The sequence below is a fragment of the Arthrobacter sp. PvP103 genome, assembly GCF_017833075.1.
Classification (GTDB): Bacteria; Actinomycetota; Actinomycetes; order Actinomycetales; family Micrococcaceae; genus Arthrobacter.
This window is the reverse complement of sequence record NZ_JAFIBQ010000001.1, coordinates 405,015-431,326: the sequence shown is the minus strand read 5'-3', so window position 1 is coordinate 431,326 and position 26,312 is coordinate 405,015. Positions and strand designations below refer to the sequence as shown.

At 65.2% G+C, this 26,312-nt stretch carries 18 protein-coding genes and 2 tRNA genes; 15 read left to right on the top strand and 5 right to left on the bottom strand.

Annotation, left to right across the window (positions count from 1 at the left end; all coding sequences use genetic code 11):
- Window positions 1-3: 3 nt before the first annotated feature.
- A complete protein-coding gene (gene pepN, locus JOE41_RS01990) occupies window positions 4-2,556 on the bottom strand; it encodes an aminopeptidase N (protein WP_043429835.1) in 2,553 nt (850 codons plus the stop codon).
- A 145-nt stretch (window positions 2,557-2,701) separates the two neighbouring features.
- Between pepN and JOE41_RS01985 the strand changes: the two genes are divergently transcribed.
- The 3 genes from JOE41_RS01985 to JOE41_RS01975 all read left to right on the top strand — a co-directional run bounded on the left by JOE41_RS01985 (window position 2,702) and on the right by JOE41_RS01975 (window position 5,254).
- Window positions 2,702-3,688, top strand: a complete 987-nt coding sequence (locus JOE41_RS01985; protein WP_209750604.1) for a hypothetical protein — start codon at window positions 2,702-2,704, stop codon at window positions 3,686-3,688.
- A gap of 154 nt (window positions 3,689-3,842) precedes the next feature.
- A complete protein-coding gene (locus tag JOE41_RS01980) occupies window positions 3,843-4,337 on the top strand; it encodes a ribose-5-phosphate isomerase (RefSeq protein WP_011692250.1) in 495 nt (164 codons plus the stop codon).
- A complete protein-coding gene (locus JOE41_RS01975; protein ID WP_209750602.1) occupies window positions 4,337-5,254 on the top strand; it encodes an Fpg/Nei family DNA glycosylase in 918 nt (305 codons plus the stop codon). The genes JOE41_RS01980 and JOE41_RS01975 overlap by 1 nt, the downstream gene beginning before the upstream one ends.
- A gap of 81 nt (window positions 5,255-5,335) precedes the next feature.
- Here the strand turns inward: JOE41_RS01975 and JOE41_RS01970 are convergent.
- Window positions 5,336-5,409 (bottom strand) — tRNA-Gly (locus JOE41_RS01970).
- A gap of 157 nt (window positions 5,410-5,566) precedes the next feature.
- Here JOE41_RS01970 and JOE41_RS01965 point away from each other — a divergent pair.
- The 6 genes from JOE41_RS01965 (at window position 5,567) to JOE41_RS01940 (ending at window position 10,850) form a co-directional block, all read left to right on the top strand.
- Window positions 5,567-5,641 (top strand) — tRNA-Pro (locus JOE41_RS01965).
- Between the two features lie 66 nt (window positions 5,642-5,707).
- A complete protein-coding gene (tig, locus tag JOE41_RS01960; protein ID WP_011692248.1) occupies window positions 5,708-7,117 on the top strand; it encodes a trigger factor in 1,410 nt (469 codons plus the stop codon).
- Between the two features lie 256 nt (window positions 7,118-7,373).
- On the top strand, window positions 7,374-7,985 hold the full coding sequence (locus tag JOE41_RS01955) for an ATP-dependent Clp protease proteolytic subunit (RefSeq protein ID WP_011692247.1): 612 nt from the start codon (window positions 7,374-7,376) through the stop codon (window positions 7,983-7,985).
- Between the two features lie 36 nt (window positions 7,986-8,021).
- The gene (locus JOE41_RS01950; protein WP_028268993.1) at window positions 8,022-8,681 is read left to right on the top strand and encodes an ATP-dependent Clp protease proteolytic subunit; all 660 of its coding nucleotides are present in this window, start codon (window positions 8,022-8,024) and stop codon (window positions 8,679-8,681) included.
- A 197-nt stretch (window positions 8,682-8,878) separates the two neighbouring features.
- Window positions 8,879-10,168: an ATP-dependent Clp protease ATP-binding subunit ClpX gene (gene clpX / locus JOE41_RS01945; protein WP_209750599.1), complete on the top strand. Its 1,290-nt coding sequence runs from the start codon at window positions 8,879-8,881 to the stop codon at window positions 10,166-10,168.
- A 67-nt stretch (window positions 10,169-10,235) separates the two neighbouring features.
- Window positions 10,236-10,850 carry a DSBA oxidoreductase gene (locus tag JOE41_RS01940; RefSeq protein ID WP_011692244.1) on the top strand — a complete coding sequence of 205 codons (615 nt, stop codon included), beginning with the start codon at window positions 10,236-10,238 and terminating at the stop codon, window positions 10,848-10,850.
- A gap of 399 nt (window positions 10,851-11,249) precedes the next feature.
- On the opposite strand, the gene valS is transcribed toward JOE41_RS01940, so the two are convergent.
- Window positions 11,250-13,871 (bottom strand): valine--tRNA ligase, encoded by a 2,622-nt coding sequence (gene valS, locus JOE41_RS01935; RefSeq protein ID WP_011692243.1) that lies wholly within the window; start codon window positions 13,869-13,871, stop codon window positions 11,250-11,252.
- A gap of 105 nt (window positions 13,872-13,976) precedes the next feature.
- Between valS and JOE41_RS01930 the strand changes: the two genes are divergently transcribed.
- The gene (locus tag JOE41_RS01930) at window positions 13,977-14,738 is read left to right on the top strand and encodes an SDR family oxidoreductase (RefSeq protein WP_209750596.1); all 762 of its coding nucleotides are present in this window, start codon (window positions 13,977-13,979) and stop codon (window positions 14,736-14,738) included.
- An 8-nt stretch (window positions 14,739-14,746) separates the two neighbouring features.
- Here the strand turns inward: JOE41_RS01930 and JOE41_RS01925 are convergent, their stop codons facing one another.
- A complete protein-coding gene (locus JOE41_RS01925; RefSeq protein WP_209750593.1) occupies window positions 14,747-15,772 on the bottom strand; it encodes an endonuclease/exonuclease/phosphatase family protein in 1,026 nt (341 codons plus the stop codon).
- Between the two features lie 326 nt (window positions 15,773-16,098).
- Between JOE41_RS01925 and ileS the strand changes: the two genes are divergently transcribed.
- From ileS to ndk, 4 genes are read left to right on the top strand one after another with little or no spacing between them, the layout of a single operon-like run.
- On the top strand, window positions 16,099-19,428 hold the full coding sequence (gene ileS, locus JOE41_RS01920) for an isoleucine--tRNA ligase (protein ID WP_209750590.1): 3,330 nt from the start codon (window positions 16,099-16,101) through the stop codon (window positions 19,426-19,428).
- Window positions 19,429-19,431: 3 nt separating this feature from the next.
- On the top strand, window positions 19,432-20,790 hold the full coding sequence (locus JOE41_RS01915; protein WP_209750587.1) for a folylpolyglutamate synthase/dihydrofolate synthase family protein: 1,359 nt from the start codon (window positions 19,432-19,434) through the stop codon (window positions 20,788-20,790).
- Between the two features lie 2 nt (window positions 20,791-20,792).
- The gene (locus JOE41_RS01910) at window positions 20,793-21,236 is read left to right on the top strand and encodes a DUF4233 domain-containing protein (RefSeq protein WP_043429833.1); all 444 of its coding nucleotides are present in this window, start codon (window positions 20,793-20,795) and stop codon (window positions 21,234-21,236) included.
- A gap of 39 nt (window positions 21,237-21,275) precedes the next feature.
- Window positions 21,276-21,695: a nucleoside-diphosphate kinase gene (gene ndk / locus JOE41_RS01905; RefSeq protein WP_043482064.1), complete on the top strand. Its 420-nt coding sequence runs from the start codon at window positions 21,276-21,278 to the stop codon at window positions 21,693-21,695.
- 86 nt (window positions 21,696-21,781) lie between these two features.
- On the opposite strand, the gene JOE41_RS01900 is transcribed toward ndk, so the two are convergent.
- On the bottom strand, window positions 21,782-22,453 hold the full coding sequence (locus JOE41_RS01900; RefSeq protein WP_011692236.1) for a vitamin K epoxide reductase family protein: 672 nt from the start codon (window positions 22,451-22,453) through the stop codon (window positions 21,782-21,784).
- Window positions 22,454-22,923: 470 nt separating this feature from the next.
- Between JOE41_RS01900 and JOE41_RS01895 the strand changes: the two genes are divergently transcribed.
- The gene (locus JOE41_RS01895) at window positions 22,924-26,265 is read left to right on the top strand and encodes an Rne/Rng family ribonuclease (protein ID WP_209750584.1); all 3,342 of its coding nucleotides are present in this window, start codon (window positions 22,924-22,926) and stop codon (window positions 26,263-26,265) included.
- Window positions 26,266-26,312 lie beyond the last annotated feature (47 nt).

The following is a 26,312-nucleotide window of genomic DNA, read 5'->3' as shown; positions in this document are numbered from 1 at the left end:
TGACTACCCGACGTCAGCCTGGCGGGCCCGCAGCGCGCGGGCAACGCCGTCGCGGTTTTCCAGCATCATGCGCCGCAGGGCGGCGCTGTCTTCGGGAAGCGAAGCCAGGAACTCGTCCGTCCGGTCCACGGTGGCCTGGGTGGTCTGCTGCGCCGGATAAAGCCCGACGACGATCTGCTGGGCGAGCGCGTGCGTGCGGTTCGCCACGATGCCGGGAACGGCGTCGAAATACTTCTCCGTGTAAGGCTCCAGCAGCGCAGGATCCAGGACGCGGGTGAAACCTGCCACCGCGGATGCCTGGAGGGCGTTGGACAGCTCACCCTTCACCACGATGGACTCCCAGGCCGCGGCCTTGGCCTCGGCCGTGGGGATGGCTGCCTTGGCCAGTGCCGCCGCGTTCTGGCCGTTGGCGGTGTTGTCCTGTTCGAGTTCGGCGTCGATCCGGTCCTGGCCGGCCCGGCCGCCTGCCACCAGCGACGCCAGCAGTTCCCAGCGCAGGTCCTGGTCGACGGTGAGGCCGTCCAGTGCCGCCGAGCCGTCCAGCAGCGCGGAAACCGTATCCAGCTGGCTGTCGCTGCGGGCCAGCAGCGCGAAGGACTTGACGAACTGCAGCTGCGCGTCCGATCCCGCCGGGACGGAACCGGCAAGGTTCCAGAGGGTGTCCGCTGCGGCCACGGACGTCTTCTCCCGGTGCTCTTCGGCAACGTAGTAGCTGAGCGTCGTGGCCAGCTGGCGAAGCTGGACCAGGATCACTGACGAATCGGATTCGGAGGCGATGTTGGCGAGGATCAGTTCGACGTAGCCGCGGGCGGGTGTTTCGCCGTCGCGCGCCGCATCCCAGGCGGAGCCCCAGACGAGCGTCCGCGGCAGGCTCTCGCGGAAGTCCTTCAGGTGGGCCGTCGCGGTGGCCAGCGACTTCGGATCGAGCCGGACCTTGGCATAGGCGAGGTCGTCGTCGTTGAGCAGGATAAGGTCCGGCTGCTGCAGGCCGGCGAGGGCAGGCACGTCGGTGCGTTCGCCGTCGACGTCCAGTTCCTCGCGGTGCACCCGGACAAGCTGCCCGTCGGCGACGTTATAGAAGCCGACCGCGAGCCGGTGCGGCCGGATGGTGGGCTGCTCCGCCACCGCGGACTGCACGATGGAGAAGGACGTGATGACCCCTGCGGAATCCACCGCCACGTCAGGAGTCAGCGTGTTGACGCCGGCGGTTTCCAGCCACAGCCTGCCCCACTGGTCCAAGTCACGGCCACTGGCTTTCTCCAGCTCCACCATGAGGTCGCTGAGCTCGGTGTTCTGCCAGGCGTGCTTGCTGAAGTACTCGCGGACACCGGCCATGAACTGCTCCGGGCCCACCCAGGCAACCAGCTGGCGCAGCACCGAGGCGCCCTTGGCGTACGTGATGCCGTCGAAGTTCACCTCCACGTCCTGCAGGTCGTTGATCTCGGCGAAAATCGGGTGTGTGGTGGGCAGCTGGTCCTGGCGGTAGGCCCAGGACTTCTCCACCGAGGCGAACGTGGTCCAGGCGTGGTCAAACTCGGTGTTCTCGACGGCGGCCAGGTGTGACATGTATTCGGCGAACGATTCGTTCAGCCAGAGGTCGTTCCACCAGCGCATGGTCACGAGATCCCCGAACCACATGTGTGCGAGCTCGTGCAGCACCGTGATGGCACGGCGTTCAACCTGTGCGCCCGTGACCTTGCCGCGGAACACGTAGCCTTCCAGGATGGTCACGGCGCCGGCGTTTTCCATTGCGCCGGCATTGAACTCGGGAACGAAGAGCTGGTCGTACTTCTCGAACGGGTAGGGGCAGCCGAACTGTGCCTCGAAGAACTCGAACCCCTGGCGGGTGAGCTCAAAAATGTTGTCCGCATCCAGGTACTGCATGAGCGACTTGCGAGCGAATACGCCCAGCGGAACGACGCGCCCGTCGGCGCACTTCACCTCGCTGCGCACGGACTGGTAGGGGCCGGCGACCAGCGCCGTGACGTAGGAGGACAGCCTCGGGGTGGCGGCGAATTCCCAGACGGAGCGGGCGCCGCCGTCCTCGCCGGGAATGGTTTCGATGGGGACGGGCGTGGGGGAGTTGGACACCAGGTCCCAGTGCGACGGCGCGGTGACGGTGAACGTAAAGCTCGCCTTAAGATCGGGCTGCTCGAACACTGCGAACATCCGGCGGGAATCCGGAACCTCGAACTGCGTGTACAGGTAAACCTCGTTGTCCACCGGGTCCACGAAACGGTGGAGCCCTTCGCCGGTGTTCATGTACGGCGCTTCGGCAACCACCAGCAGGTCGTTTTCCGCGGCGAGGTAGGGGAGCTGGATGCGGACGCCGTCGGACACTTCCGCGGGGTCGAGTTCCTCGCCGTTGAGCATGACGCTGAGGACCTGGTGGGTTACCGCGTCGATGAAGGTGGAGGACCCGGGCCGCGCACTGAACTTCACGGCCGTGGTGGTGCCGAAGACTTTGTCGCCCCGGGTCAGGTCCAGGCTGACGTCGTAGGACTCAACGGAGATGAGGTCGGCGCGCTCACGGGCTTCGGCGCGCGTCAGGTTCATGCCTGGCAAAGTGGGGCCTCCAGAAAGGGTTGCGGTTGCCGGCCGGCAACGGTCATCGCCGGCACTGTGAAGTTATTCTTTCACTTCGCCGGGCGATGGCAAGTTAGGTGGATCACGCGGCGCCGGCGCGGAGTAGCGTTGGGGTATGGGAAAGATCAGGGATTCGGTGGACGCCAGGGCGCTGCGGTTCGCGATGGTGTTCCCCGTGCTGCTGGCCGCCGCGTTCGTAGTCTGCGCACTCTTGATCCGGCCGGACGTGCCGGACCCCATGGCGGTGCGCTGGACCGAGGCCGGACCGGCCGGTTTTGCGCCGTTCTCCGCCTTTGTGACCTTCGGGGGCCTGATCGTAGTGCTGGTGGGCTGGCTAGTCCTGGGGCAGGCCGTACCGCTGAGCAGGCCCGCCGTCATGCGGCGTCTCATGATGGGCGCCGGGCTGACGGTCAGCCTCTTCGTCACCACGGTGCTGGCTGCAGTGCTCGTGGGCCAGGCGGGAATCACAGACGCCCGCGAAGCCCGGGTGGACATGACTGTCCTTGCCCTCGGGAGCGGGGCCGCCCTGCCCCTCGGCGTCATCATGGGCTTCGTTTTCAAGGCGGACGAGCGGTGGTCGGTGGACGATGACCGTGCTGTGCGGGCTGCCTTGGACCGCGAAATCGACCCTGAGCTGGCGGCGGATTCAGTCCACATGTGGGTCCATGCGCGCAGTTCCGTGTTTGTGATGCTGGGCGTCGCCTCGCTCTTTCCGGCAGCCCTGGTCTCCATCGCCGTCCCGTGGCTGGGTGCGCTCCTCGTGGCGCTGGCGGTGCTGGCAGCCGCCTTCCTCTTCGCCAGGGTCATCGTTGACCGGAGCGGGTTGCGGGTATTCGCCGCAGGGTTCGTCCGCGTGATGGAAGTCCCGGCGTCGGCCATTTCCTCCGCAACGCCCGCAGTTGTCCGTGCCGCAGACTACGGCGGCTGGGGCTACCGACACCACGGCGGAACCACTGCCATGCTGGTCAGCAGCGGACCCGCCGTCGTGGTCAACCGCGCGGACGGCAAGAAGATGGCTATCAGCGGCGGCAGCGCCGATTCCGCCGAAAAGGTGGCCGCCGTACTCTCCCGCGTGGCCGCCCGGGCCCGCGGCGAGAAGTAGCCCCCCGCAATCCTGATCCGAACGCCTGGTGCACCTGCCGGCGTCCGCAGAGTGTTCATGGCAGGCAGCCGGCGCCCGCAGGCTAGTACGCTTGGATCCGACCCCCGAAGCAGCCCGGAAGCCTACCGGTGCTTATGACTGAACGGACATTGCCGTGACCACATCTTCCGACTTCCCGCGCGTCCACATCGCCACAGACCACGCCGGCATGGAGCTCAGCGCCCATCTGGTAACCCACCTCACGGCCAAGGGCTACACCGTGGTGGACCACGGGCCCAAGGTCTACGACGCACTGGACGATTACCCGTCCTTCTGCATCAACGCGGCGCTTGCCGTCGTGGCGGACCAGGCGGCGGGAATCAACGCCCTGGGCATCGTGCTCGGCGGCTCGGGGAACGGCGAGCAGATCGCCGCAAATAAGGTCAAGGGTGTCCGTGCGGCGCTTGCCTGGAACCTGTCCACGGCAACCCTGGCCCGCGAGCACAACGATGCCAACGTCGTTGCGGTCGGCGGCCGGCAGCACAGCGTGGACGAAGCGACGGAAATCATCGAAGCCTTCCTGCGGGAACCATTCAGCAACGATGAACGGCACGTGCGCCGCATCGGCAAGATCGCGGCCTACGAGAACACCGGCGAGGTTATCGCCTAGTGCCTGAGGGGCATTCGGTCCACCGGCTGGCCCGCCAGTTCGCGGACGTCTTCGCTGGCCAGCGCCTCGCCGTTTCCAGTCCGCAGGGCCGGTTCGCCGACGGCGCGGCGCTGCTGGATGCCCGCACCTTGCTCGGCACGGTGGCCCACGGGAAGCACATGTTCCTGCATTTCGACAACGGGCTCGCCCTGCATGTGCACCTGGGCCTCTATGGCGCTTGGGATTTCGGCGGTGACGCCACCTTCCGGGGCGCGTCCAGCATCGGCGCACCCCGGAAGGTTGGGGAGAGGGAAGTGTTCGACGACGGCGCAACGGACCCCGCAGCCGGCGGCGGACCGGGATACACAGGGCCGCCTGCGCCGGTGGGCGCCGTCCGTGTCCGCCTTGCAGGCGCCCACGGCTGGGCGGACCTCAGGGGTGCCACCACGTGCCACGCCATCACGGAGGCCGAGGCCGACGCTGTCCTGGCCCGGCTGGGGCCCGATCCGTTGCGGAACCTTCCCGGGGACAAGGACGGTTTCGTTGCCGGTGTCCGCGCACGCAAGACGCCCCTCGCGGCGTTGCTGATGGACCAGAAGGTGATAGCCGGCGTCGGGAACGTCTACCGCGCCGAACTGCTCTTCCGCCAGGGCCTGGATCCCTGGCTGCCAGGACGCTCCCTGGACGCGGAGGCGGCGGGCGGTCTCTGGGAGGACAGTGTCGCCATGATGTCCGACGGCGTCCGCGACGGCAGGATCATCACCACGCCTCCCCGCTACTGGACGGAACCCGCGGCCGGCCTGCCGGCACCCGGCGAGTCCCACTTCGTCTACCGGCGGCACGGCCTTGACTGCCGGATCTGCGGTTCGCCGGTGGCCCTGACGGACCTTGGCGCGCGCAAGCTTTACTGGTGCCCCGTGTGCCAACAGGGATCCTGACGAAACAAAAGAGCCCCTCCGGAGAGGGGCTCTTTTGTTGTCCTGCGTGGTGGTCCCCGGAACGTTCCTGCGGGACTGTCCTGGAGGGGACGACGGGAATCGAACCCGCGTAATCAGTTTGGAAGACTGAGGCTTTACCATTAAGCTACGTCCCCGTGGAAAGGCATCCGGCCGTGCTGCTGATCCGCAGGGGCTGTTGGTGCATTTCTTCCGGTCGGCTGCTCGAGCCGGATATAACTAAACCTAATTCAGGGCCCCAGTGTCAAATGTGCATATCCGGCCGTTATGACCGTAGACTGTTCTGTGCACTTACGGGGTGTAGCTCAGCTTGGCTAGAGCGCCTGCTTTGGGAGCAGGAAGTCGCAGGTTCAAATCCTGTCACCCCGACTCTGCAGCTTGTCAGATCATTGTGTTTGCAGAACCCCATCCCACAAAACCAGGAGTACTTAGACTGTGAAGAGCGCTGTCGAGAACCTCACCCCCACGCGGGTCAAGCTCAATGTTGAGGTCCCCTTTGAGGAATTGAAGCCCAGCATCGATGAGGCATACAAGACTGTTGCTTCGCAGATCCAGGTCCCTGGCTTCCGCAAGGGCAAGGTCCCCGCAAAGCTGATCGACCAGCGCGTTGGCCGCGGCTACGTGCTGGAAACCGCCATCAATGAAGGCCTCAACGGCTGGTACCAGGAGGCTGTCCAGGAAACTGGCATCCGCCCGCTGAGCCGTCCCGAGGTTGAAATCACCGAGGTCCCGGATCCCACCGCGACCGACGGCGAACTCAAGTTCCATGCCGAAGTTGACGTCCGTCCCGAGATCGAACTGCCTGACTACTCGGGCATCAAGGTCGAGGTGGCCGCTGCTGAGTCCTCCGAGGCGGACGTTGACAAGGCCCTCGACGAGCTTCGCGGCCGTTTCGGCACGCTGAAGTCCGTGGACCGTCCGGCCGCCGACGGCGACTTCCTGACGATCGATATCACCGCTTCGATCGATGGCGCCGAAGTTGATTCGGCTTCCGGCCTGTCCTACCAGGTTGGCGCCGGCACCATGCTCGAAGGCCTGGACGAGGCTGTAACCGGTCTCAGCGCCGATGAGGACGCCATCTTCGACACCACCCTCGTGGGCGGTGACCACGCCGGCGAAGCTGCCCAGGTCAAGGTAGTGGTCAAGTCCGTCAAGGAGCGCGAGCTTCCCGAGGCTGACGACGACTTCGCCCAGCTGGCATCCGAGTTCGACACGCTGGCCGAACTGCGCGAGGACCTCGCCAAGCAGGCTGCCGAATCCAAGGTTGTTGAGCAGGGTGTCGAAGCGCGCGACAAGGTCCTGGACAAGCTCGTTGAGCTCGTTGAGGTTCCCGTTCCCGCTTCGGTTGTCGAAGAGCAGCTGGAGCAGCACTTCAAGGCTGAGAATTCCCACGGCGACGGCGAGCACGACACCGAAGAGCACCGCGCCGAGGTCAAGGCCAACACTGAGCGGGCCTTCCAGAACGAGATCATCCTTGACGCCATCGCTGACAAGGAAGAAGTCGGAGTCAGCCAGAACGAGCTGATCGACTACATCGTCACCACTGCCAGCCAGTACGGCATGGACCCGAACCAGTTCGCCCAGATCATCGATCAGTCCGGCCAGGTTCCCATGATGGTTTCCGAGGTTCGCCGCCGCAAGGCACTGGCCGTCGTGTTGGGCCAGGCCGAGGTCACGGACTCTGAAGGCAACAAGGTTGACCTGAGCGACTTCGTCCGCCCCGGTGGCGAAGAGGAGGCCGCTGAGGCTGAAGCAGCCCCCGCCGTCGACAGCGACGCCGTTGAAGGCGAAGCTGCCACCGAAGAAGCTGCGCCGAGCGACGATCCGGCAGCAGTGAAGTTCTAGCACGTGTTGCACGGAAGCCCCCGGATCCCTGATCCGGGGGCTTCCGCCGTTTAACCCCGGAATTGCGGCTGTGTCGTGCTCTGCGGTGCGGTTGCGGGCAATCGTGCGCCGTCAGCGAACAGCGCGATCCGTGAGAACAAAACGGCCGCCAAACCGGTTAGTGTCCAAGTAGTGATTTTCAGTGACGTCGTCCCGTGACGTCACCGTCGCCAGCGAGAGGTAAGTACATATGTCACAGCAAGCAGGGGCCCCCCGGATGGCTACTGTCGATCCGGCAGCCCAGGACAACTACATCTACAACCGCCTGCTGAAAGAGCGAATCATCTGGCTCGGCTCCGAGGTCCGCGATGAAAACGCCAACGCCATCTGCTCGCAGTTGCTGCTGCTGTCCGCGGAGAACCCCGATAAGGACATCTACCTTTACATCAACTCGCCGGGCGGCTCTGTTACGGCAGGCATGGCCATCTACGACACGATGCAGTTCATCCCGAACGACGTCGTCACCGTCGCCACCGGCCTCGCTGCATCCATGGGCCAGTTCCTGCTGTCCTCGGGCACCAAGGGCAAGCGCTACGCCACCCCCAACGCGCGTATCCTGATGCACCAGCCGTCCGGCGGCATCGGCGGTACGGCCTCGGACATCAAAATCCAGGCTGAACTCATCCTGCACATGAAGAAGGTCATGGCGGAACTCACCGCCGACCAGACCGGCCAGACCGTGGAAACCATCCTCAAGGACAACGACCGCGACAAGTGGTTCACGGCCCCCGAAGCCCTTGAGTACGGCTTCTTCGACAAGATCGCCGCGCACGCGGGATCTGTGGCCGGCGGCGGCGGAACTCAAAACGCCAGCGGCTCGGAAAAGTAACCGGGGTAGACAGAAATGATTCCAGGAGAAATGAACATGAACTACAATTTCGGATCGTCTGCCGGGAACCTGCCCACCAGCCGCTACGTGCTGCCGCAGTTCGAGGAGCGTACCCCTTACGGCTTCAAGCGCCAGGACCCGTACACCAAGCTTTTTGAGGACCGGATCATCTTCCTCGGTGTGCAGGTGGACGACGCCTCCGCCGACGACGTCATGGCGCAGCTGCTGGTGCTGGAGTCCACGGACCCGGACCGCGACATCACGCTGTACATCAACTCTCCGGGCGGCTCCTTCACCGCCATGACGGCGATCTACGACACCATGCAGTACATCCGTCCCGAGATCCAAACGGTGTGCCTGGGCCAGGCTGCAAGCGCCGCAGCCGTCCTGCTGGCGGCCGGTACGCCGGGCAAGCGCCTGGCACTGCCCAACGCCCGCGTATTGATCCACCAGCCGGCACTGTCCGGCGGCCAGGGCGGCCAGGCCTCGGACCTCGAGATCCAGGCCGCGGAAGTCATGCGGATGCGCTCCTGGCTCGAAGACACGCTGGCCAAGCACTCGGGCCGGACGTCTGAGCAGGTCAACAACGACATCGAGCGGGACAAGATCCTGACCGCCGCAGAGGCGCAGTCCTACGGACTCATCGACCAGGTCCTTGATTCCCGCAAGATCAAGCCGCAGGCTATCAGCAGGTAATCAGCACGACATGCGGAGCCGGTGCGGTTCATGAAAAATGGACCGCACCGGCTTTCGCTTTCAACGCGTAAGGTTCCACCTCTCAGGCCGAATGTGACCTAGAGTGGAAGATGTCACGGCCGGACCTCCCGGACCCACCGTGATTCCAGCAACCGGTGCAGTGCTGCGGTAGCAGCAGGATACTAAGGGGTTCACATATGGCTCGGATTGGCGAGAGCACGGATCTGCTGAAGTGCTCTTTCTGCGGAAAGAGCCAGAAGCAGGTGCGAAAGCTCATTGCCGGGCCCGGCGTCTACATCTGCGACGAGTGCATTGAGCTCTGCAACGAGATCATTGAAGAGGAACTCGCGGAAGTAGCGGACCTTGGCAGCTTCGAACTGCCCAAGCCGCGCGAAATCTTCGATTTCCTGCAGGAATACGTCATCGGCCAGGAACCGGCCAAGCGTTCCCTCGCCGTCGCGGTGTACAACCATTACAAGCGGATCCAGGCCGGCCACGCCCCGAAGAGCGGCAGCCTCGCCGAAGGCGTCCATCACGACGACGTCGAGATCGCCAAATCGAACATCCTCCTGATCGGCCCCACCGGTTGCGGTAAGACCTATCTGGCCCAGACCCTCGCCCGGCGCCTCAACGTACCGTTTGCCGTCGCGGACGCTACGGCGCTGACCGAGGCCGGGTACGTGGGCGAGGACGTGGAGAACATCCTCCTGAAGCTCATCCAGGCCGCTGACTACGACGTCAAGAAGGCCGAGCAGGGCATCATCTACATCGACGAGATCGACAAGATCTCCCGAAAGAGCGAAAACCCTTCCATCACCCGGGATGTCTCCGGCGAGGGCGTGCAGCAGGCCCTCCTGAAGATCCTGGAAGGCACGGTGGCCTCGGTGCCCCCGCAGGGCGGCCGGAAACACCCGCACCAGGAATTCATCCAGATCGACACCACCAATGTGCTGTTCATTGTCGCGGGGGCCTTCGCCGGGCTCGAGGACATCATCGGTTCCCGTTCCGGCCGCAAGGGCATAGGCTTCGGCGCTCCGCTGAACGAAGTCAAGAACAACTCCGACTCCTACGGCGAGGTCATGCCGGAAGACCTGCTGAAGTTCGGGCTGATTCCGGAATTCATCGGCCGCCTTCCCGTCATCACCACGGTCTCCAATTTGGACCGGCCGGCCCTGATCCAAATTCTGTCCACGCCGAAGAACGCGCTGGTGAAGCAGTATCAGAAGATGTTCCAGCTGGATGGTGTGGAGCTGCTCTTTGACGACGACGCGCTGGATGTGATCGCCGACCAGGCCCTGGAACGGGGCACCGGCGCCCGCGGGCTCCGCGCCATCATGGAGGAAGTGCTCCTCCCCGTGATGTTTGATCTCCCCAGCAGGGACGACATCGCCAGCGTTGTTATTACCGCGGATGTGGTGGCAAAGAAGGCGCCGCCCACCATGATCGCCCACGACGTGGTGGCGAAGCGGCGGAATAAATCAGCTTAGTTCATCGCTCTTGGTAGACGTGCGCCTGAAGTGCGCCATGCCCTGACGACTTTACGAGGAGATTTCCGTGCCTGAAACCACCGTGAGCAAAGCCGACTTCTGGTTCGACCCCCTGTGCCCCTTTGCCTGGATCACGTCCCGCTGGGTGGGCGAGGTGGAGGAAGTGCGCGATATCCAAACTGAATGGCACGTGATGAGCCTTGCAGTCCTCAATGAGGGCCGCGAGCTGGACCCGGGGTACCGCGAGGCCATGGACAAGGCCTGGGGCCCGGTACGCGTCATCATCGCCGCCCGTGAGCAGCACGGCGACCAGGTCATCAAGCCCCTCTACGACGCAATGGGCAGCCTCATCCACGACGGCGGCGAGAAAGATTTCGGCATCGTCATCAGCAAGGCGCTGGCGGAGTGCGGCCTCCCGCCCGGCCTCGCGGCCGAAGCATCCTCGGACGCCTTCGACGCGCAACTCCGCGCGAGCCACGAAGAGGGCATCTCCCTCGTGGGGCAGGATGTGGGTACGCCCGTAGTGGCCTTCAACGGCACGGCATTCTTTGGCCCGGTGCTGACCCGCATTCCCCGGGGCGAAGAAGCTGGACGCCTGTGGGACGCCGCGGTGACCCTGGCTGCGTACCCGCATTTCTTCGAGATCAAGCGCAGCAGAACAGAAAGTCCCGAATTCAACTGACGTTCCCCCAGGCGGCCCCCTGCGGGCCGTGAGAATTACTGCCTTGTAGTTCTTTCGGTACCCTTGCGAATGCCCCCGGGTGGGACAACAATAGTTGTTACCCACTTCGAAAGAAGCGGGACACGGAAACCAAAGATTCAGTGACACGCATCTGACGCAGCCTTCGGCAAAGTCAGAAGCTGGCTACCAGTGACGAGGTAGGAAGACCTGAAATTCCGAGGATTCCGCCAGATTGTCACAGACGTCACGAGACAATCGAAAAAGTCGAAGCCCCACCAACGGCAAAACGCTGATGGGGCTTCCCCTTTGCCCTAAAACAGTAAGACCGCCTAAGGCAGAAGCCCCACCAGCGTTGAACGCTGATGGGGCTTCATGTGTGTCCGGTAGCCGGGGGACGGGCTAGGCGCCCGGCGCTTCTTCCGGCTGGGCCAGCACAACGTCGCTGACGGTGAGTTCTCCTTCGCCTGCCACAAGGGTCAGTTCGCGAGCATTGGAGGCTGCCTTCAGGTCTGCAAGGCCGGCCTTCAGCTGCGTGGTGAGCGACTCCGTGGCGGTAATCGTCGCGGAGAGCACCTCAGTGCGCTGCTTGACCTTCGCCTCCGATTTGGCCTTGCGGATGCCGCTCAGCGCAATTCCCACAGTCGCGAGCATGGTCGTGTCGCCGTCGGACACCTCCAGGGCGGCCGGCCACTCGGCGCGGTGCACCGAGCCGCTGCGCCACCAGCCCCAGACCTCTTCGGTAGCGAAGGGCAGGAACGGCGCGAACAGCCGCAGCAGAGTATCAAGGGTGGTGGCCAGGGCTGCCAGCACGGACGCCTGCTCGGCCTCGCCTGCGGCACCGTAGGCCCGGTCCTTGATGAGTTCAACGTAGTCGTCCGTGAACTGCCAGAAGAAGCTCTCGCTGATCTGCAGGGCACGGGCGTAGTCGTAGTTCCCAAAGGCCTTGGTGGCCTGTGCCACGACGTCCGAGAGCTGCGCCAGCACGGCGCGGTCCAGCGGGTTCGTGAGCACCGACAGGTCGGCGGAGACCACCGAGTTTTCCGTTGCACCGAGGTTCAGGACGAACTTCGAGGCGTTGAGGAGCTTGATGGCCAGGCGGCGGCCGATCTTCATCTGGGCGATCTCGTAGGCGGTGTCCGCCCCGAGCTTCGCCGAGGCTGCCCAGTAGCGTACGGCGTCCGATCCGTACTCGTTCAGGACATCGGTCGGCACGATCACGTTGCCCTTGGACTTGGACATCTTCTTGCGGTCCGGATCGAGGATCCAGCCGGAGATGGCCGCGTGCTTCCACGGCGCGGTGTTCTGCAGCGCATCGGCACGCACGGCGGTGGAGAACAGCCAGGTCCGGATGATGTCGTGTGCCTGCGGGCGCACGTCAAACGGGTAGACCTTGGCGAAGAGGTCTTCATCCGTGCTCCAGCCGCCCACGATCTGGGGAGTCAGCGAGGACGTGGCCCAGGTGTCGAGGACATCGGCGTCACCGGTGAAGCCGCCGGGCTGATCGCGCTGGGCCTCTTCGTAGCCGGGTGCGGCGTCAGCGGCAGGGTCCACCGGGAGCTGTTCGTCGGTCGGCAGGACCGGGGCGTCATAGTCAGGGTTGCCGTCGGCGTCGAGCGGGTACCAGACCGGCACGGGGACGCCGAAGAAGCGCTGGCGGGACACGAGCCAGTCGCCGTTCAGTCCGGAGATCCAGTTCTCGTAGCGTGAACGCATGAAGGCGGGGTGGAACTCAATCTCGTTGCCGCGGCCGATCAGGCGTTCGCGGCGGTCCTCGTCACGTCCGCCGTTGCGGATGTACCACTGGCGCGACGTCACCACCTCGAGGGGCTTGTCGCCCTTTTCGAAGAAGTTGACCGGGTGCATGATCTTCTTCGGCTCGCCGTCGAGGAGTCCGGCAGCGGTGAGCTGCTCGACGACTGCTTCCTTGGCGCTGAAGACCGTCTTGCCGGCGATAGCCGCGAAGGCTGTGCGGCCTTCCTCGGTGGTGATCCAGTCCGGGGTCTCACCGATGATGCGGCCGTCGCGGCCCACAATGGCTCGGGTGGGAAGCTGGAGTTCGCGCCACCAGGTCACGTCGGTGAGGTCGCCGAAGGTGCAGACCATGGCGATTCCCGAGCCCTTGTCCGCCTTCGCAAGGTGGTGGGCCTTCACTTCCACCTCGACGCCGAACAGGGGAGAGGTGACCTTCTTGCCGAACAGCGGCTGGTACCGCTCGTCGTCGGGGTTTGCCACCAGGGCGGCGCAGGCTGCCAGCAGTTCCGGGCGGGTGGTCTCAATGAAGAGCTTCTCGCCGTCCTCGGTGAAGAACGGGTAGCGGTAGTAGGCGCCTGCGACCTCGCGGTCCTCAAGTTCCGCCTGCGCCACAGCCGTGCGGAAGGTGACGTCCCACAATGTGGGGGCCTCGGCCATGTAGGCGTCGCCGGCGGCCAGGTTCGCAAGGAACGCGCGCTGGGAGATGGCCCGTGACTTGTCATCGATGGTCCGGTAGGTGAGGTCCCAGTCAACGGACAGGCCAAGGGTCTGGAACAGGTTCTCGAAGACTTTCTCGTCCTCAACGGCGAGCTCCTCGCACAGCTCGATGAAGTTCCGACGCGAGATGACATCGAAGTCGCGCTGGTTCTTGGCGGGCTCAGCCGGCGGGCGGTAGTCGGCGTCGTAGTGGATGGCCGGATCGCAGCGCACACCGTAATAGTTCTGGACGCGGCGCTCGGTGGGCAGGCCGTTGTCGTCCCAGCCCATCGGGTAAAAGACATTCTTGCCGGTCATGCGCTGGTAGCGCGCCAGGACGTCGGTCTGGGTGTAGGAGAACATGTGGCCCACGTGCAGGGATCCCGACGCAGTGGGCGGGGGAGTGTCGATCGAATAGACCTGCCCCCTGGTGGTCTCCCGGTTGAACTTATAGGTCCCTTCGTCAAGCCAGCGCTGCGTCAAGGCAGCTTCCAACCCCTCCAGGGCGGGCTTGTCCGGCACGTTGATAGGGGCGGTGGTGGGCGTGTCTGTACCCTGATTGTCTTCAGCCATGGAGCAATTGTTTCATGATCTCTTCCCTCGGCCTGCGCCCCGCCCTGCAGTAGCATCCCGTAAGACCGCGTGCCGCTCGACTTCCTGCGACGCTAGGGTGGTGCCATGACTGAGGAAATGCACACGAAAGCAGCAGTAGTTACAGGAGCAAGCACAGGCATCGGCGAGGCCACTGTCCGCGCGCTGCGGGCCGAAGGGTGGACCGTTTTTGCCGTCGCGCGCCGGGCTGACCGGCTCGCTGCGCTTGCCGAGGCCACCGGGGCCACGGCAATTCCGGCGAACATCGTCGACGACGCTGACGTGGAACGCCTCCTCTCCGAGGTGACGCAGGCCGGCGGGATTGACACCCTCATCAACATCGCCGGCGGTGCTCGGGGCGCGGACCGGATCGCGGACGCCAAAACCGAGGACTGGGAATGGATGTTCGACGTAAATGTCTTGGGCACCATGAAACTGACCCGTGCCTTCCTTCCGATGCTGCGGGCCTGCGGGGAAGGGACGGTCCTGAACCTGACTTCGACGGCGGGACTTGCCGCCTACGAGGGCGGCGCCGGCTATAACGCCGCAAAGTTCGCCCAGCACGCCATGACCGGCGCACTGCGGCTGGAAGAAGTGGAAAACAACATCCGGGTCATCGAAGTGGCTCCGGGCCTGGTGCAGACTGAGGAGTTCGCCCTCAACAGGCTGGGCGACGAGGAGGCTGCCGGGAAGGTGTACCAGGGCGTCGAGAAGCCGCTCACGGCCGGAGACGTGGCCGATGTGGTCCGCTACGCTGTCATGGCCCCGCACCACGTCAACCTTGACCAGATCGTGATCCGGCCCGTGGCGCAGGCTGCCAACTACAAGCTCATCCGCAAGCAGGGCTGAGCCGGGGACTACCGGCCCGTCGGCAGGCTCAGCGTCGCGAGCACGGCGGCGTGGTCGGTTCCGGGTACGCGATGGACCGCATACCCGGAAGCGGCGATGCCGGGGCTGGTGACCTGGTGGTCGATGGCAATGCCGGGGAGCCGGTGCCCCTCCATCGGCCAGGTGGGCTCCAGCCGCAAGCCGGCGGCCGTCCCAACATCGACCATCTTCCGGCCGTCCGGCCCGACGTCGAGCAGCGCGCGGAACTCGGCGTGATCGTACGTGGCGTTAAAATCACCGATCAGCAGCCTGTTGCCCGGCCGCACGGACAGTCGGGCGAGGGCAGCCAGGTCGCTGCGCCACTGGTCCACACGCACGTCCACCGGCGGAAGCGCATGGACGTTCGTCACCTCCAGGACCGCCGGCGCTCCGGCGCCTTCCACCGTGAGCCTTACGATCGGCATGTGGAACGGGGTGTCAGGCAGGACGCCCACGGCTTCCAGTCGGTGGGCCGAGTAGATGGCGCTGTCGCCGCCGTCGTCCGTTGGAGAGCTGATCCTGTAGGGCAGCAGGCCGGACAGCCCCGCAGCGGCCAGCCTGTCCTCGAGTGCCCGCGAATGTTCCTGCACCGTCAGCAGCCCCACGCCGTTCTCCCGGACCAGCCGCACAATCCCGGCCGCCTCGGCCTGGCCAAACTCCGAATTGATGGTCATGGCCGTCAGCTTCGCCGCGGGCCCTCCGGCCTCCGTGATGCTCCGGCCGTGGTCCAGCGGGAACAGCCAGAAGACCTGGGCTGCCGCGAGGGCCGCGGTCACCCAGATAAGAAAACGGCGCCGCCCCGGGATGGCGAGAAGCACTGCGGCACCGGCCGGAATCAATAGCCATGGAGTGAAGGACAGGAGCTGGACGGCCAGGGTGGGCCACTCCACCGGGACGGCGCGGAACACAGAGAGGACCGCAACCGGCAGGGCCAACAGCACGGCGGCCACCGCCCACACGGCAGACCAACGGCTACGTGGCCGGACTCCGGCAACGGCCCGGGCGGTGAAAGTCATACGCCCGAGTCTAGGCACGCCCCCGGTTACGGAAGAACACCGCAACTCCGGGTAGAATCGAGTATCAGCTTCGACCCGGCCATCACCGGTGAGCTTCCGGAAGAACCTTCGGACCCCTGCAGCGCAGGAACCCGGAGCAGTAGAACCGGACGGGTAAGCCCGTCACAGCAGCAATGAGCGGCCGACGCCGGTGCTCCCTCAAACGGGGGTGCGGCGACGGTAAGTGAGGTGGTACCGCGGTGCCGGTGCTGTTGCAAAACAGCGTACGGGCCGTCCTCGCATCCTGAATGATCCACTTGTTCACTAGCTCAACCCAGGATGTCGAGATGACCTATTACCCCAAGGCCTCAGCCGCACCGTCAGGCACCAGCAGCGTTTCCGCCTCTGTGAAGTTCCCGGAGATCGAAGAGCGCATCCTCAAGTACTGGGACCAGGACGGCACCTTCCAGGCGAGCATCGACCAGCGCGAAGCCGGCACAGACGGGTCCAACGAATTTGTCTTCTACGACGGCCCGCCCTTCGCCAACGGCCTGCCGCACTACGGCCACCTGCTGACTGGCTACGCCAAGGACTTGGTGGGCCGCTACCAGACCCAGCGTGGCCGCCGTGTCGAGCGCCGGTTCGGCTGGGACACCCACGGGCTCCCCGCCGAGCTGGAAGCAATGAAGCAGCTGGGCATGACGGACAAGACCCAGATCGAGGCCATGGGCATCGACAAGTTCAACGACGCCTGCCGCGCTTCCGTGATGAAGTACGCGGACGAGTGGAAGAGCTACGTCACCCGCCAGGCCCGCTGGGTGGACTTCGACAACGACTACAAGACGCTCAATGTCGAGTACATGGAGTCAGTGCTCTGGGCCTTCAAGCAGCTGCACGAAAAGGGCCTGACCTACAACGGCTACCGCGTCCTGCCGTACTGCTGGAAGGACGAGACGCCGCTGTCCAACCATGAGCTGCGCATGGATGACGACGTGTACAAGAACCGCCAGGACCAGACCGTTACGGTCACCTTCCCCATCACGGCGGGGGAGTCGGAACTGTCCCGGCAGCTTGCCGGAGTCCAGGCCCTCGCCTGGACCACCACGCCGTGGACACTGCCCACCAACCTGGCGCTCGCCGTCGGGCCGTCCATCACCTATGCGGTGCTTCCGGCCGGACCCAACGGCATCAAAGCGGCGTCCCCGGATGCCCCGGTCGGAGGCAGCTTCCTGCTCGCCGCGGACCTGCTGGGCGCCTACGCCAAGGACCTTGGCTACGGCGACGGCACCGCCGGCGTTGAGGAGGCGGAAGCCGCAGTCACCGCCACGTACACTGGCGCCGAACTTGCCGGCCTGGCGTACCAGCCGCTCTGGAACGACTTCAGCGATACCGAAAAGTACGGCACCGAGAATGCCTGGCGCTTCCTGGTGGCGGACTACGTCACCACCACCGACGGCACCGGCATCGTCCACCAGGCGCCCGCCTACGGTGAAGACGACCAGAAGGTCTGTGAAGAGGCCGGCATCCCCGTGGTGTTGTCCGTGGACGAGGGCGCCAAGTTCCTGCCGCTCTTCTCTCACGGCGAGCTGCACGACATCGTTGGGCTGCAGGTGTTCGAAGCCAACAAGCCCATCACCCAGGTTCTGCGCGCCCAGGGCCGCCTGGTCCGCCAGGCCAGCTATGAGCACAGCTACCCGCACTGCTGGCGCTGCCGTAACCCGCTGATCTACCGTGCCGTGTCCTCCTGGTACGTGGAGGTCACCAAGTTCAAGGACCGCATGTCCGAGCTGAACCAGGAGATCAACTGGATCCCCGGCAACGTCAAGGACGGCCAGTTCGGCAAGTGGCTGGCCAACGCCCGCGACTGGTCCATCAGCCGCAACCGCTACTGGGGCAGCCCCATCCCGGTGTGGCAGTCCAGTGACCCCGAATACCCGCGCACCGACGTCTACGGCTCGCTCGCCGAGATCGAAGCCGACTTCGGCCGGCTCCCCTTGAACAAGGACGGGCAGGTTGACCTGCACCGGCCGTTCATCGACGAACTCGTGCGCCCCAACCCGGATGACCCCCGCACGCCGGAAGAAGGACAGTCCGTGATGCGCCGCGTCGAGGACGTCCTGGACGTCTGGTTCGACTCCGGTTCCATGCCCTACGGCCAGGTTCACTACCCGTTCGAAAACGAGCAGTGGTTCGACACGCACAACCCGGCGGACTTCATCGTCGAGTACATAGGCCAGACCCGCGGCTGGTTCTACATGCTGCACATCCTCTCCACTGCGCTGTTCGACCGGCCTGCCTTCCGCAACGTCATCAGCCACGGCATCGTGCTGGGCTCGGACGGGCAGAAGATGTCCAAGAGCCTGCGCAACTACCCGGACGTCTCCGAGGTCCTGGACCGCGACGGCTCCGACGCCATGCGCTGGTTCCTGATGTCCAGTCCCATCCTTCGCGGCGGCAACCTTGTGGTCACCGAGCAGGGCATCCGCGACGGCGTCCGCCAGGTCATCCTGCCGCTCTGGAACGTGTACAGCTTCTTCACGCTGTACACGAATGCCGCGGATGGGGGACGCGGCTATGACGCCAGGCTGCGCTACGACGGCTACGCAGACACCCTGGACCAATACCTGATGGCCAACACCGGGGACCTGGTCCGGAACATGACCGCGCAGCTGGACGGCTACGACATCTCCGGCGCCTGCGACGAACTGCGCAGCTACCTGGACATGCTCACCAACTGGTACGTCCGCCGCAGCCGCCAGCGCTTCTTCGACGAGAGCGTTGACGCCTTCGACGCGCTGTACACCGCGCTGGAAACTGTCTCCCGCGTGGCCGCATCCCTGTTGCCGCTGGTTTCCGAGGAGATCTGGCGCGGCCTCACCGGCGGGCGTTCGGTGCACCTGGCCGACTGGCCGGACGCCGGGCTGTTCCCGGCCAACCCGGAACTCGTTGAGGCCATGGACCGGGTCCAGCAGATCTGCTCCACCGGATCCTCGCTGCGCAAGGCCGCCAACCTGCGGGTGCGCCTGCCGTTGCAGGAGCTCACTGTTGTGGCACCCGGCGCGGACGCGCTGGAAGGCTTCGCCGCCGTCGTCGCCGATGAACTGAACCTGCGTTCCGTCCGCCTGCTCGACGCCGAGAGCGCCTCACCGGAGGAGTTCGGCATCGAACAGAAGCTCGTGGTCAACGCCCGGGCCGCGGGCCCGCGCCTGGGGAAGAACGTCCAGCAGGCCATCAAGGGCTCCAAGTCCGGTGACTGGTCTGTTTCGGAAGCTGGCGTCGTGACGGCCGGCGGGCTTGAGTTGGAGCCGCAGGAATACACGCTGGAGACCGTTGTGGCGGAAGCGGCGGAAGGCGAAGGATCCCGCGCGGCGGCGGTCCTGCCCGGCGGCGGTTTTGTGGTCCTCAATACTGAGGTCACTCCGGAACTGGAAGCTGAGGGTGCCGCCCGCGACATGGTCCGCGCCATCCAGCAGGCCCGCAAGGACGCCGGACTCAACGTGAGCGACCGGATTCACACCACTGTTACCGCGAAGCAGGACGTCGTCGACGCTTTGCTGGCGAACGCAGAGCTTGTCAAGACCGAAACACTGACGGTAAAGCTGGACACCGTCCCGGCCGATGTACATGAACCGCAGATCAGTGTTGTCAAGACCGCGGCAGAAAAAGTAGAGGCCTAAGCAATGACTGACGAATTTTCCGTAGAGAGCGTCTACGCCGAGCTGCTGGGCCGGGCGCCGGAAAACAAAATGGAGCCGCGCCTTGCGCCGCTCTTCCGTGCCATGGACGTGCTGGGGGAGCCCAACAAGGCGTTCCCGATCATCCACATCACCGGCACCAACGGCAAAACGTCCACGGCACGCATGATCGAAGCGGGGCTCCGCGCGCACGGGCTAAGCACCGGGCGGTACACCAGCCCCCACCTGTCGAAGGTCACCGAGCGGATCAGCATCGACGGCGCCCCCGTGCCGGATGAGACCTTCGTCCGGATCTGGGACGAAATCCGCCCTTACCTCCAGATCGTGGACAGCGAACTTGAAGCTGAGGGCCAGCCCCGGCTGACCTACTTCGAGTGCCTGACCATCCTGGCCTTCGCGATCTTCGCTGACCAGCCGGTCAACGTCGCCGTCATGGAAGTGGGCCTGGGCGGTATCACCGACGCCACGAACGTCGGTGACGGCCAGGTGGCCGTGGTGACTCCCATTTCACTGGACCACACGGACCTCCTTGGCGACACCACGGAAGACATCGCTTACGAGAAGGCCGGCATCATCAAGCCGGGAGGCTTCCTGGTCAGCGCCGCACAGCCGGTGGGCGCCGCCCAGGTGCTGCTCGAGAAGGCCCGGGAAGTGCAGGTGCCCTACCGCTTCGAAGGCGTGGAATTCGGCGTCGAGTCCCGGACGGTTGCCGTTGGCGGCCAGATGGTGACCATCCAGGGCCTGGCCGGACGGTACGAGGAACTCCTGGTGCCTCTGCACGGAGCTCACCAGGCGGAGAACGCCGCCGTCGCAATTGCCGCGCTCGAGGCGTTCTTTGGCGGAGAGAAAGCGCTTGACCCCGAGGTCCTCCAGGAAGCGTTTGCGTCGGTCACGTCACCGGGCCGGCTCGAAGTGCTCCGGACCGCCCCGACCATCATTGTGGATGCCGCCCACAACCCGGAGGGGATCCGGGTTTCAGCGGAGGCTATCCACGAAGCCTTCAGCTTCACCAAACTGGTGGTAGTGGTTGGCGTTCTGAAGGAAAAGGACGCCGAAGAGATCCTTCGGCAGCTCAAGGAGTCCCTGGGCGACCTCGCCGCCGAATACTGCTTCACCCAGTCCAACTCGCCCCGGGCAGTGCCGGCCGAGGACCTCGCGGAAATTGCGCTGGATCTCGGATTCGGCGAGGACAACATCCATGTTGCCGAAAAACTCGACGATGCCCTGGAGTGGGCCGTGGAGCACGCTGAAGCCAACGAGGACCTCGCCGGCGGCGTCCTGGTTACCGGCTCCATCACGCTCGTGGCGGAAGCCCGGATCCTGCTCGGAAAGGCGGATGCCTGACCATGGCCCGACTCACAAAGGCGCAGCGGGAGTGGCGGCCCGGCATGCCCAAGAAGCGGCGCTCCACCAAAGTCATGTTCGCCTCCACGGTCCTGGTTCTCGAAGGGTTCGTCGCGTTCTTCGCCACACTGGCGGTCTTTGGACTCCGCCGCGACGAGTTCCCGCCGGCCGTGATCCTCTCGGTGGGCATTGTCCTGAGCCTGGTGCTGGTGTTCACCTGTGCGGTGCTGTCCAAGCCGTGGGGTGTGGCGCTGGGGTGGATCCTGCAGCTCGTCCTGATCTTCACCGGATTCATTGAACCCATGATGTTCGTGGTGGGAATCCTCTTTGCCGTTGCCTGGTGGTACGGCATTAGGACCGGCATCCGGATTGACCGCGAGTCCGCCCAGCGCGAACGCGAACAGGCCGAATGGGACGCCGCCCACCCTGACGGCGAAACCAACTAGACTTATTCCGAACCCCACACCAACCACATTGGAGCAGCTGTGAGCATTGAGCGCACCCTCGTCCTGATCAAGCCAGACGGCGTGACCCGCAACCTGACCGGCGCCATCCTCGGCCGGATTGAAGCCAAGGGCTACACCCTCACCGAGCTCAAGAAGGTCGACGCCAGCCGCGAACTGCTGGAGCAGCACTACGAGGAGCACGTAGGCAAGCCGTTCTACGAGCCGCTCGTCGAGTTTATGCTCAGCGGGCCGGTTGTCGCCGCAATCTTCGAGGGCCACCGCGTGATCGAGGGCTTCCGCTCGCTCGCCGGTACAACGGACCCTACGACCGCGGCGCCCGGCACCATCCGCGGTGACTTCGGCCGCGACTGGGGCCTGAAGGTCCAGCAGAACCTGGTCCACGGTTCAGACTCCGTCGAGTCCGCCGAACGCGAGATCAAGATCTGGTTCCAGGACTAACAGCCACCGGCGCGAACGTACAGTTGAGGCCCCCTTCTCTTCGGAAAAGGGGGCCTCAACTGTACGTTCGCGCTTCTTCTTTGGCTTTAGTACCCGGAGGTTCCGATGAACACCTGGATGAAGGCAAAGAAGATGGTGGCGATGACGCCCACGTACAGCAGGGCTACGGCAATCCAGCCGGAGTCTCCGACGACCTTCGCGGGGCCGGCCGGAACCTTGATCACCCCGTGCGTGATGTTCCGGACCGTTACCCACACAAAGAGCGGAATCATCGCTGCCCAGACCACCATGCAGAACGGGCACAGGATGTGGATGGAGTACAGCGCCTGCGACCACAGCCACACCACGAAGGCAAAGCCAAGCGTGACGCCCGCTTGCAGGCCAAGCCAGTACCAGCGGGCAAACTTTGCGCCCGAAAGGACCGCCATGCCGGTGGTGATCACCACGGCAAAGGCCACGATGCCGATGAACATGTTGGGGAAGCCGAAGAGGGAACTCTGCCAGGTCTGCATGACGGCGCCGCAGGAGACCCACGGATTGACGTCGCAGGCCGTGACGTGGTTCGGATCCTTTAGGACTGCGAGCTTTTCCAGGACCAGGGCGCCGGAGGCGAGCCAGCCGATAACGCCTGTAATGACCAGAAGCCAGCCGAACGGTTTGTCCCGGGTCATGGGAGGCAGGCCTTCCTGGGCCGCTGCACGCTCGCGGAGGTCGCCGTCCACCACGTTGTTCTGCATGGAATGGGAGATGCTGGGCATGGGATGTTGCGTCCTTTTTCTCGAGGGCTCCTCGCCCTGATTGTAACGCCGGAGACTGGGCGGGCCGCACAGAGTCCGCGCGGCCGTGCCCTGATTATCCGCCTGCCTGCGCCGCTTCCTCCTCGTTTGAGTGAGCGTATGAGAGAATGAAGCTGGCTGGAATACGATCCACATTCGGATTCCGGTCCGGTGGCTTGTTTGTAAGACCGCCAATGATGAGCAGGGCACGCTCCGGATCCACGATTGATCCCGGCCTCCCGGCAATGCCATTGGACGGCACCTGGTTGTGGCTTTGAGGAACAACGGGTTTCAGAACAACGTCGCCGGCCCTCCAGGGCTGCCGCACCCCACTGCCGGTGCGAACCTGAGGGTATCCAATTGACTTCTGTCAACGCCTGCGGGTTTTGACAATATGTGCCCCAATGGGTGCCGGATGTGGCGGTGCGTCAGGGGCAGGAGTGTCGCCACATATGGATAATGACCAGGTTCTAGCCGTTAATGAAGAAGCAGCTGCCAGCGAAGAGGCTGCAGCGCCCCAAGCGCCCAAGAGGGCCGTCCGCACCAGGCGCAAGGCCGCCCCGAAGGCGGAAGCCGTCGAAGCGGAGGCAGCTCCCGCGGAAGCTCCCGCAGCCGATGCCGCCGCGGAGGAAAAGTCCCCGGTGCGCCGCAGCCGTTCACGCAAGAAGGTGGAGCCCGCCGAACCGCTTCCGGTTTTTGCCGATGACTCCGCTGCCCCCGTGGACGCGGTGCAGGCCGACACTGCACCCGCAGGGGAGGCAGTAGGGACGGCAGAAGTCGTCGAAAAGCCCGTCCGTCGCCGGGCCTCGCGCGCCAAGGCCCCCGCGAAAGCCGCCGAAGCCCCCGAAGCCCCCGAGCCTGCCGACGCCCTGGCTACCGAGGCCCGGGATGTTGCGGCCGTTGCCGAGCCGGCAGCTGAAGAAGAAGTGGTTGCCGCAGCCCAGGAAACAGAAGTCCGGGAACCCGCCGCTCCCGTGGCTGCCACTGAGCAGCCCGCGGCAGCCGAAGCCGCCAGTCCCGTCGGCGCGCTCTTCCTTGAGCCCGGTTCGGTGACGTCCATGATTTTCCAGGCACCGGACCTGAGCACCGTGGTCCGTCCGGCAGCCGCGCCTGCCGTGGCAAAGGAAAACGACGAGGAAGACACGGAAGAGGACACCGAAGAGGTAGACGCAGGCGGCTCCCGTCGGCGCCGCAGCCGCGGACGCCGTGGCCGCAGCCGTGTGACCGACCGGGAAACTGCCGGTGAGGCCGAATCCGCCGAATCCGCCGAAGGCGCAGCGGGCGACGAGGACTCTGATGAGGAATCCACCCGGACCGCGGACGACGGCGTTACCTCCCGCCGTCGTCGTCGCCGCCGCCGCGGTGACCAGGACCTCGAACTGACGGGCGGGGGAGACGACGACCCGCCCAACACGGTGACCCGGGTCCGTGCACCCCGGGCCATCAGCGAGGCGCCGGTCAACAACCGCGTCACGTCCGTCAAGGGTTCCACCCGGCTTGAGGCCAAGAAGCAGCGCCGCCGCGAATCCCGCGACACCGGCAGGCGCCGTACCGTCATCACCGAGGCCGAGTTCCTGGCCCGCCGGGAGTCGGTGGACCGCCAGATGATCGTTCGCCAGCGCGACGACAGAATCCAGATCGGTGTCCTGGAGGACGGCGTCCTGGCTGAGCACTTCGTTTCCAAGACCCAGCAGGACTCCCTGATCGGCAACGTCTACCTGGGCAAGGTCCAGAACGTGCTGCCGTCCATGGAAGCCGCTTTCGTGGACATCGGACGCGGACGCAACGCAGTCCTCTACGCCGGTGAAGTCAACTGGGACGCCGTCAACCTCGAAGGAAAGCAGCGCCGGATCGAGAACGCGCTGAAATCCGGCGACTCCGTGCTGGTCCAGGTCACCAAGGATCCGGTCGGCCACAAGGGTGCACGCCTGACCAGCCAGATCTCGCTGCCCGGCCGGTACCTCGTGTACGTTCCCGGCGGATCCATGACCGGCATCTCCCGGAAGCTGCCCGACGTCGAGCGCAACCGCCTTAAGCGGATCCTCAAGGACCGCCTGCCGGAAGACGCCGGTGTGATCGTCCGCACCGCTGCCGAGGGCGCGTCCGAGGAAGAACTGACGCACGACATCAACCGCTTGCGTGCCCAATGGGAAGGCATTGAAAGCCAGGCCACGTCCACGAAGATCCTTGCTCCGGAGCTCCTCTACGGCGAACCGGATCTCACCATCAAGGTCGTCCGGGACGTCTTCAACGAGGACTTCTCCAAGCTGATCGTCTCCGGCGAGGAAGCCTGGGACACCATCGAGGCGTACGTGACGTACGTGGCACCGGACCTGGTGGGGCGGCTCGAAAAATGGACCAAGGACACGGACATCTTCGCGGCCTGGCGCATCGACGAGCAGATCCACAAGGCCCTGGACCGCAAGGTCTTCCTGCCCTCCGGCGGCTCCCTCGTGATCGACCGCACCGAAGCCATGACCGTGGTGGACGTAAACACCGGTAAGTTCACCGGCAGCGGCGGCAACCTGGAGGAAACCGTCACCAAGAACAACCTGGAAGCGGCTGAAGAAGTCGTGCGCCAACTGCGGCTGCGCGACATCGGCGGCATCATCGTCATCGACTTCATCGACATGGTGCTCGAATCCAACCGCGACCTTGTGCTGCGCCGCATGGTGGAGTGCCTCGGACGCGACCGGACCAAGCACCAGGTTGCGGAAGTGACCTCGCTGGGCCTGGTGCAGATGACCCGCAAGCGCATGGGCACCGGGCTGCTGGAGGTCTTCGGCGAGCAGTGCGAGGCCTGCGCCGGCCGCGGCATCGTCACCCACGACGAGCCGGTGGAACACCGCCGGGCCAACACTGTTGCCGCCGAGCACCACGTGCAGCGGACGGAAGCCCAGCAGCCTCCCCGGACGGAGCGCAAGAGCCGCCGCCGCGGCAAGGGCGGCCAGCCGGCCTCCGAGGCTGTTCCGTTGACGCCGGCCCCGGTGCACCACGAGCCCACCGAAGCCGAACGCCACGCCAAGGCTGAAGCGACCCGCGTTGCCCTGGCCAACATCGCTGCGGCAGCACACGCCGCCCACCTGCATGACTCCGAGACGGGCCATGCAGCCCCGGCGGCCGCCGCACAGGCAAGTGCCGCACAGGCTGTCGGCCAGGCACTCGCCGCGCAGGCTCCTTCCGGGCAAGCCGGAGCGACGGCCGGGGAAGGGGCGGCCCAGCCGTCCACCACCCAGCCCGCCACGGCAAGGCCGGCCAAGGTGTCGGAATCTGAAGCAGCAGCCGCAGGACGGCCCGCGGCCGTTCTGACCTTCGGTGGCGAAAAGGTGGCACTGCCGTTTGTTGAGCATGCCGGCGAAGCACCCGCGTCCGGAGCCGCCCTGACTCTCGACCGGCTCGCTGAGGCTTTCGCGCACCTGGGTGAGCCTGCAGCTGCTGAGGCTCCGGCGTCACCGGCTGAGCAGCAGGCTCCGTCCGCCCAGGCGCCGGTCGAGGCACCCGCCCGTGTGCCGTCGGTCCAGGCCCCGGCAGCACCCGCTGCTGAAGCCGACTACACCGACCACACTGCGGTCCAGGGCCGGGCGCGCCGTCCCCGCCGTCACCGGAGTGCCAGCCGCGCCCAGGGCGCAGCCAACGAGACGTCCGTGGAACACCACGAAACTGCTCCTGTGGCCGCGTCAGGGCACACCCATGAGGCAAAGGCTCCCGAGCCGGCGAAGAAGGATGTGCCCGCCAAGGCACCGGCCAGCGAGCCGATCATCCTGGGTGTGGGAGTACCGGCCTCCGAGCTCTGATCCCACAGCACCACGGTCCCACACGCTGACATCGCGGGTGCGGTCCG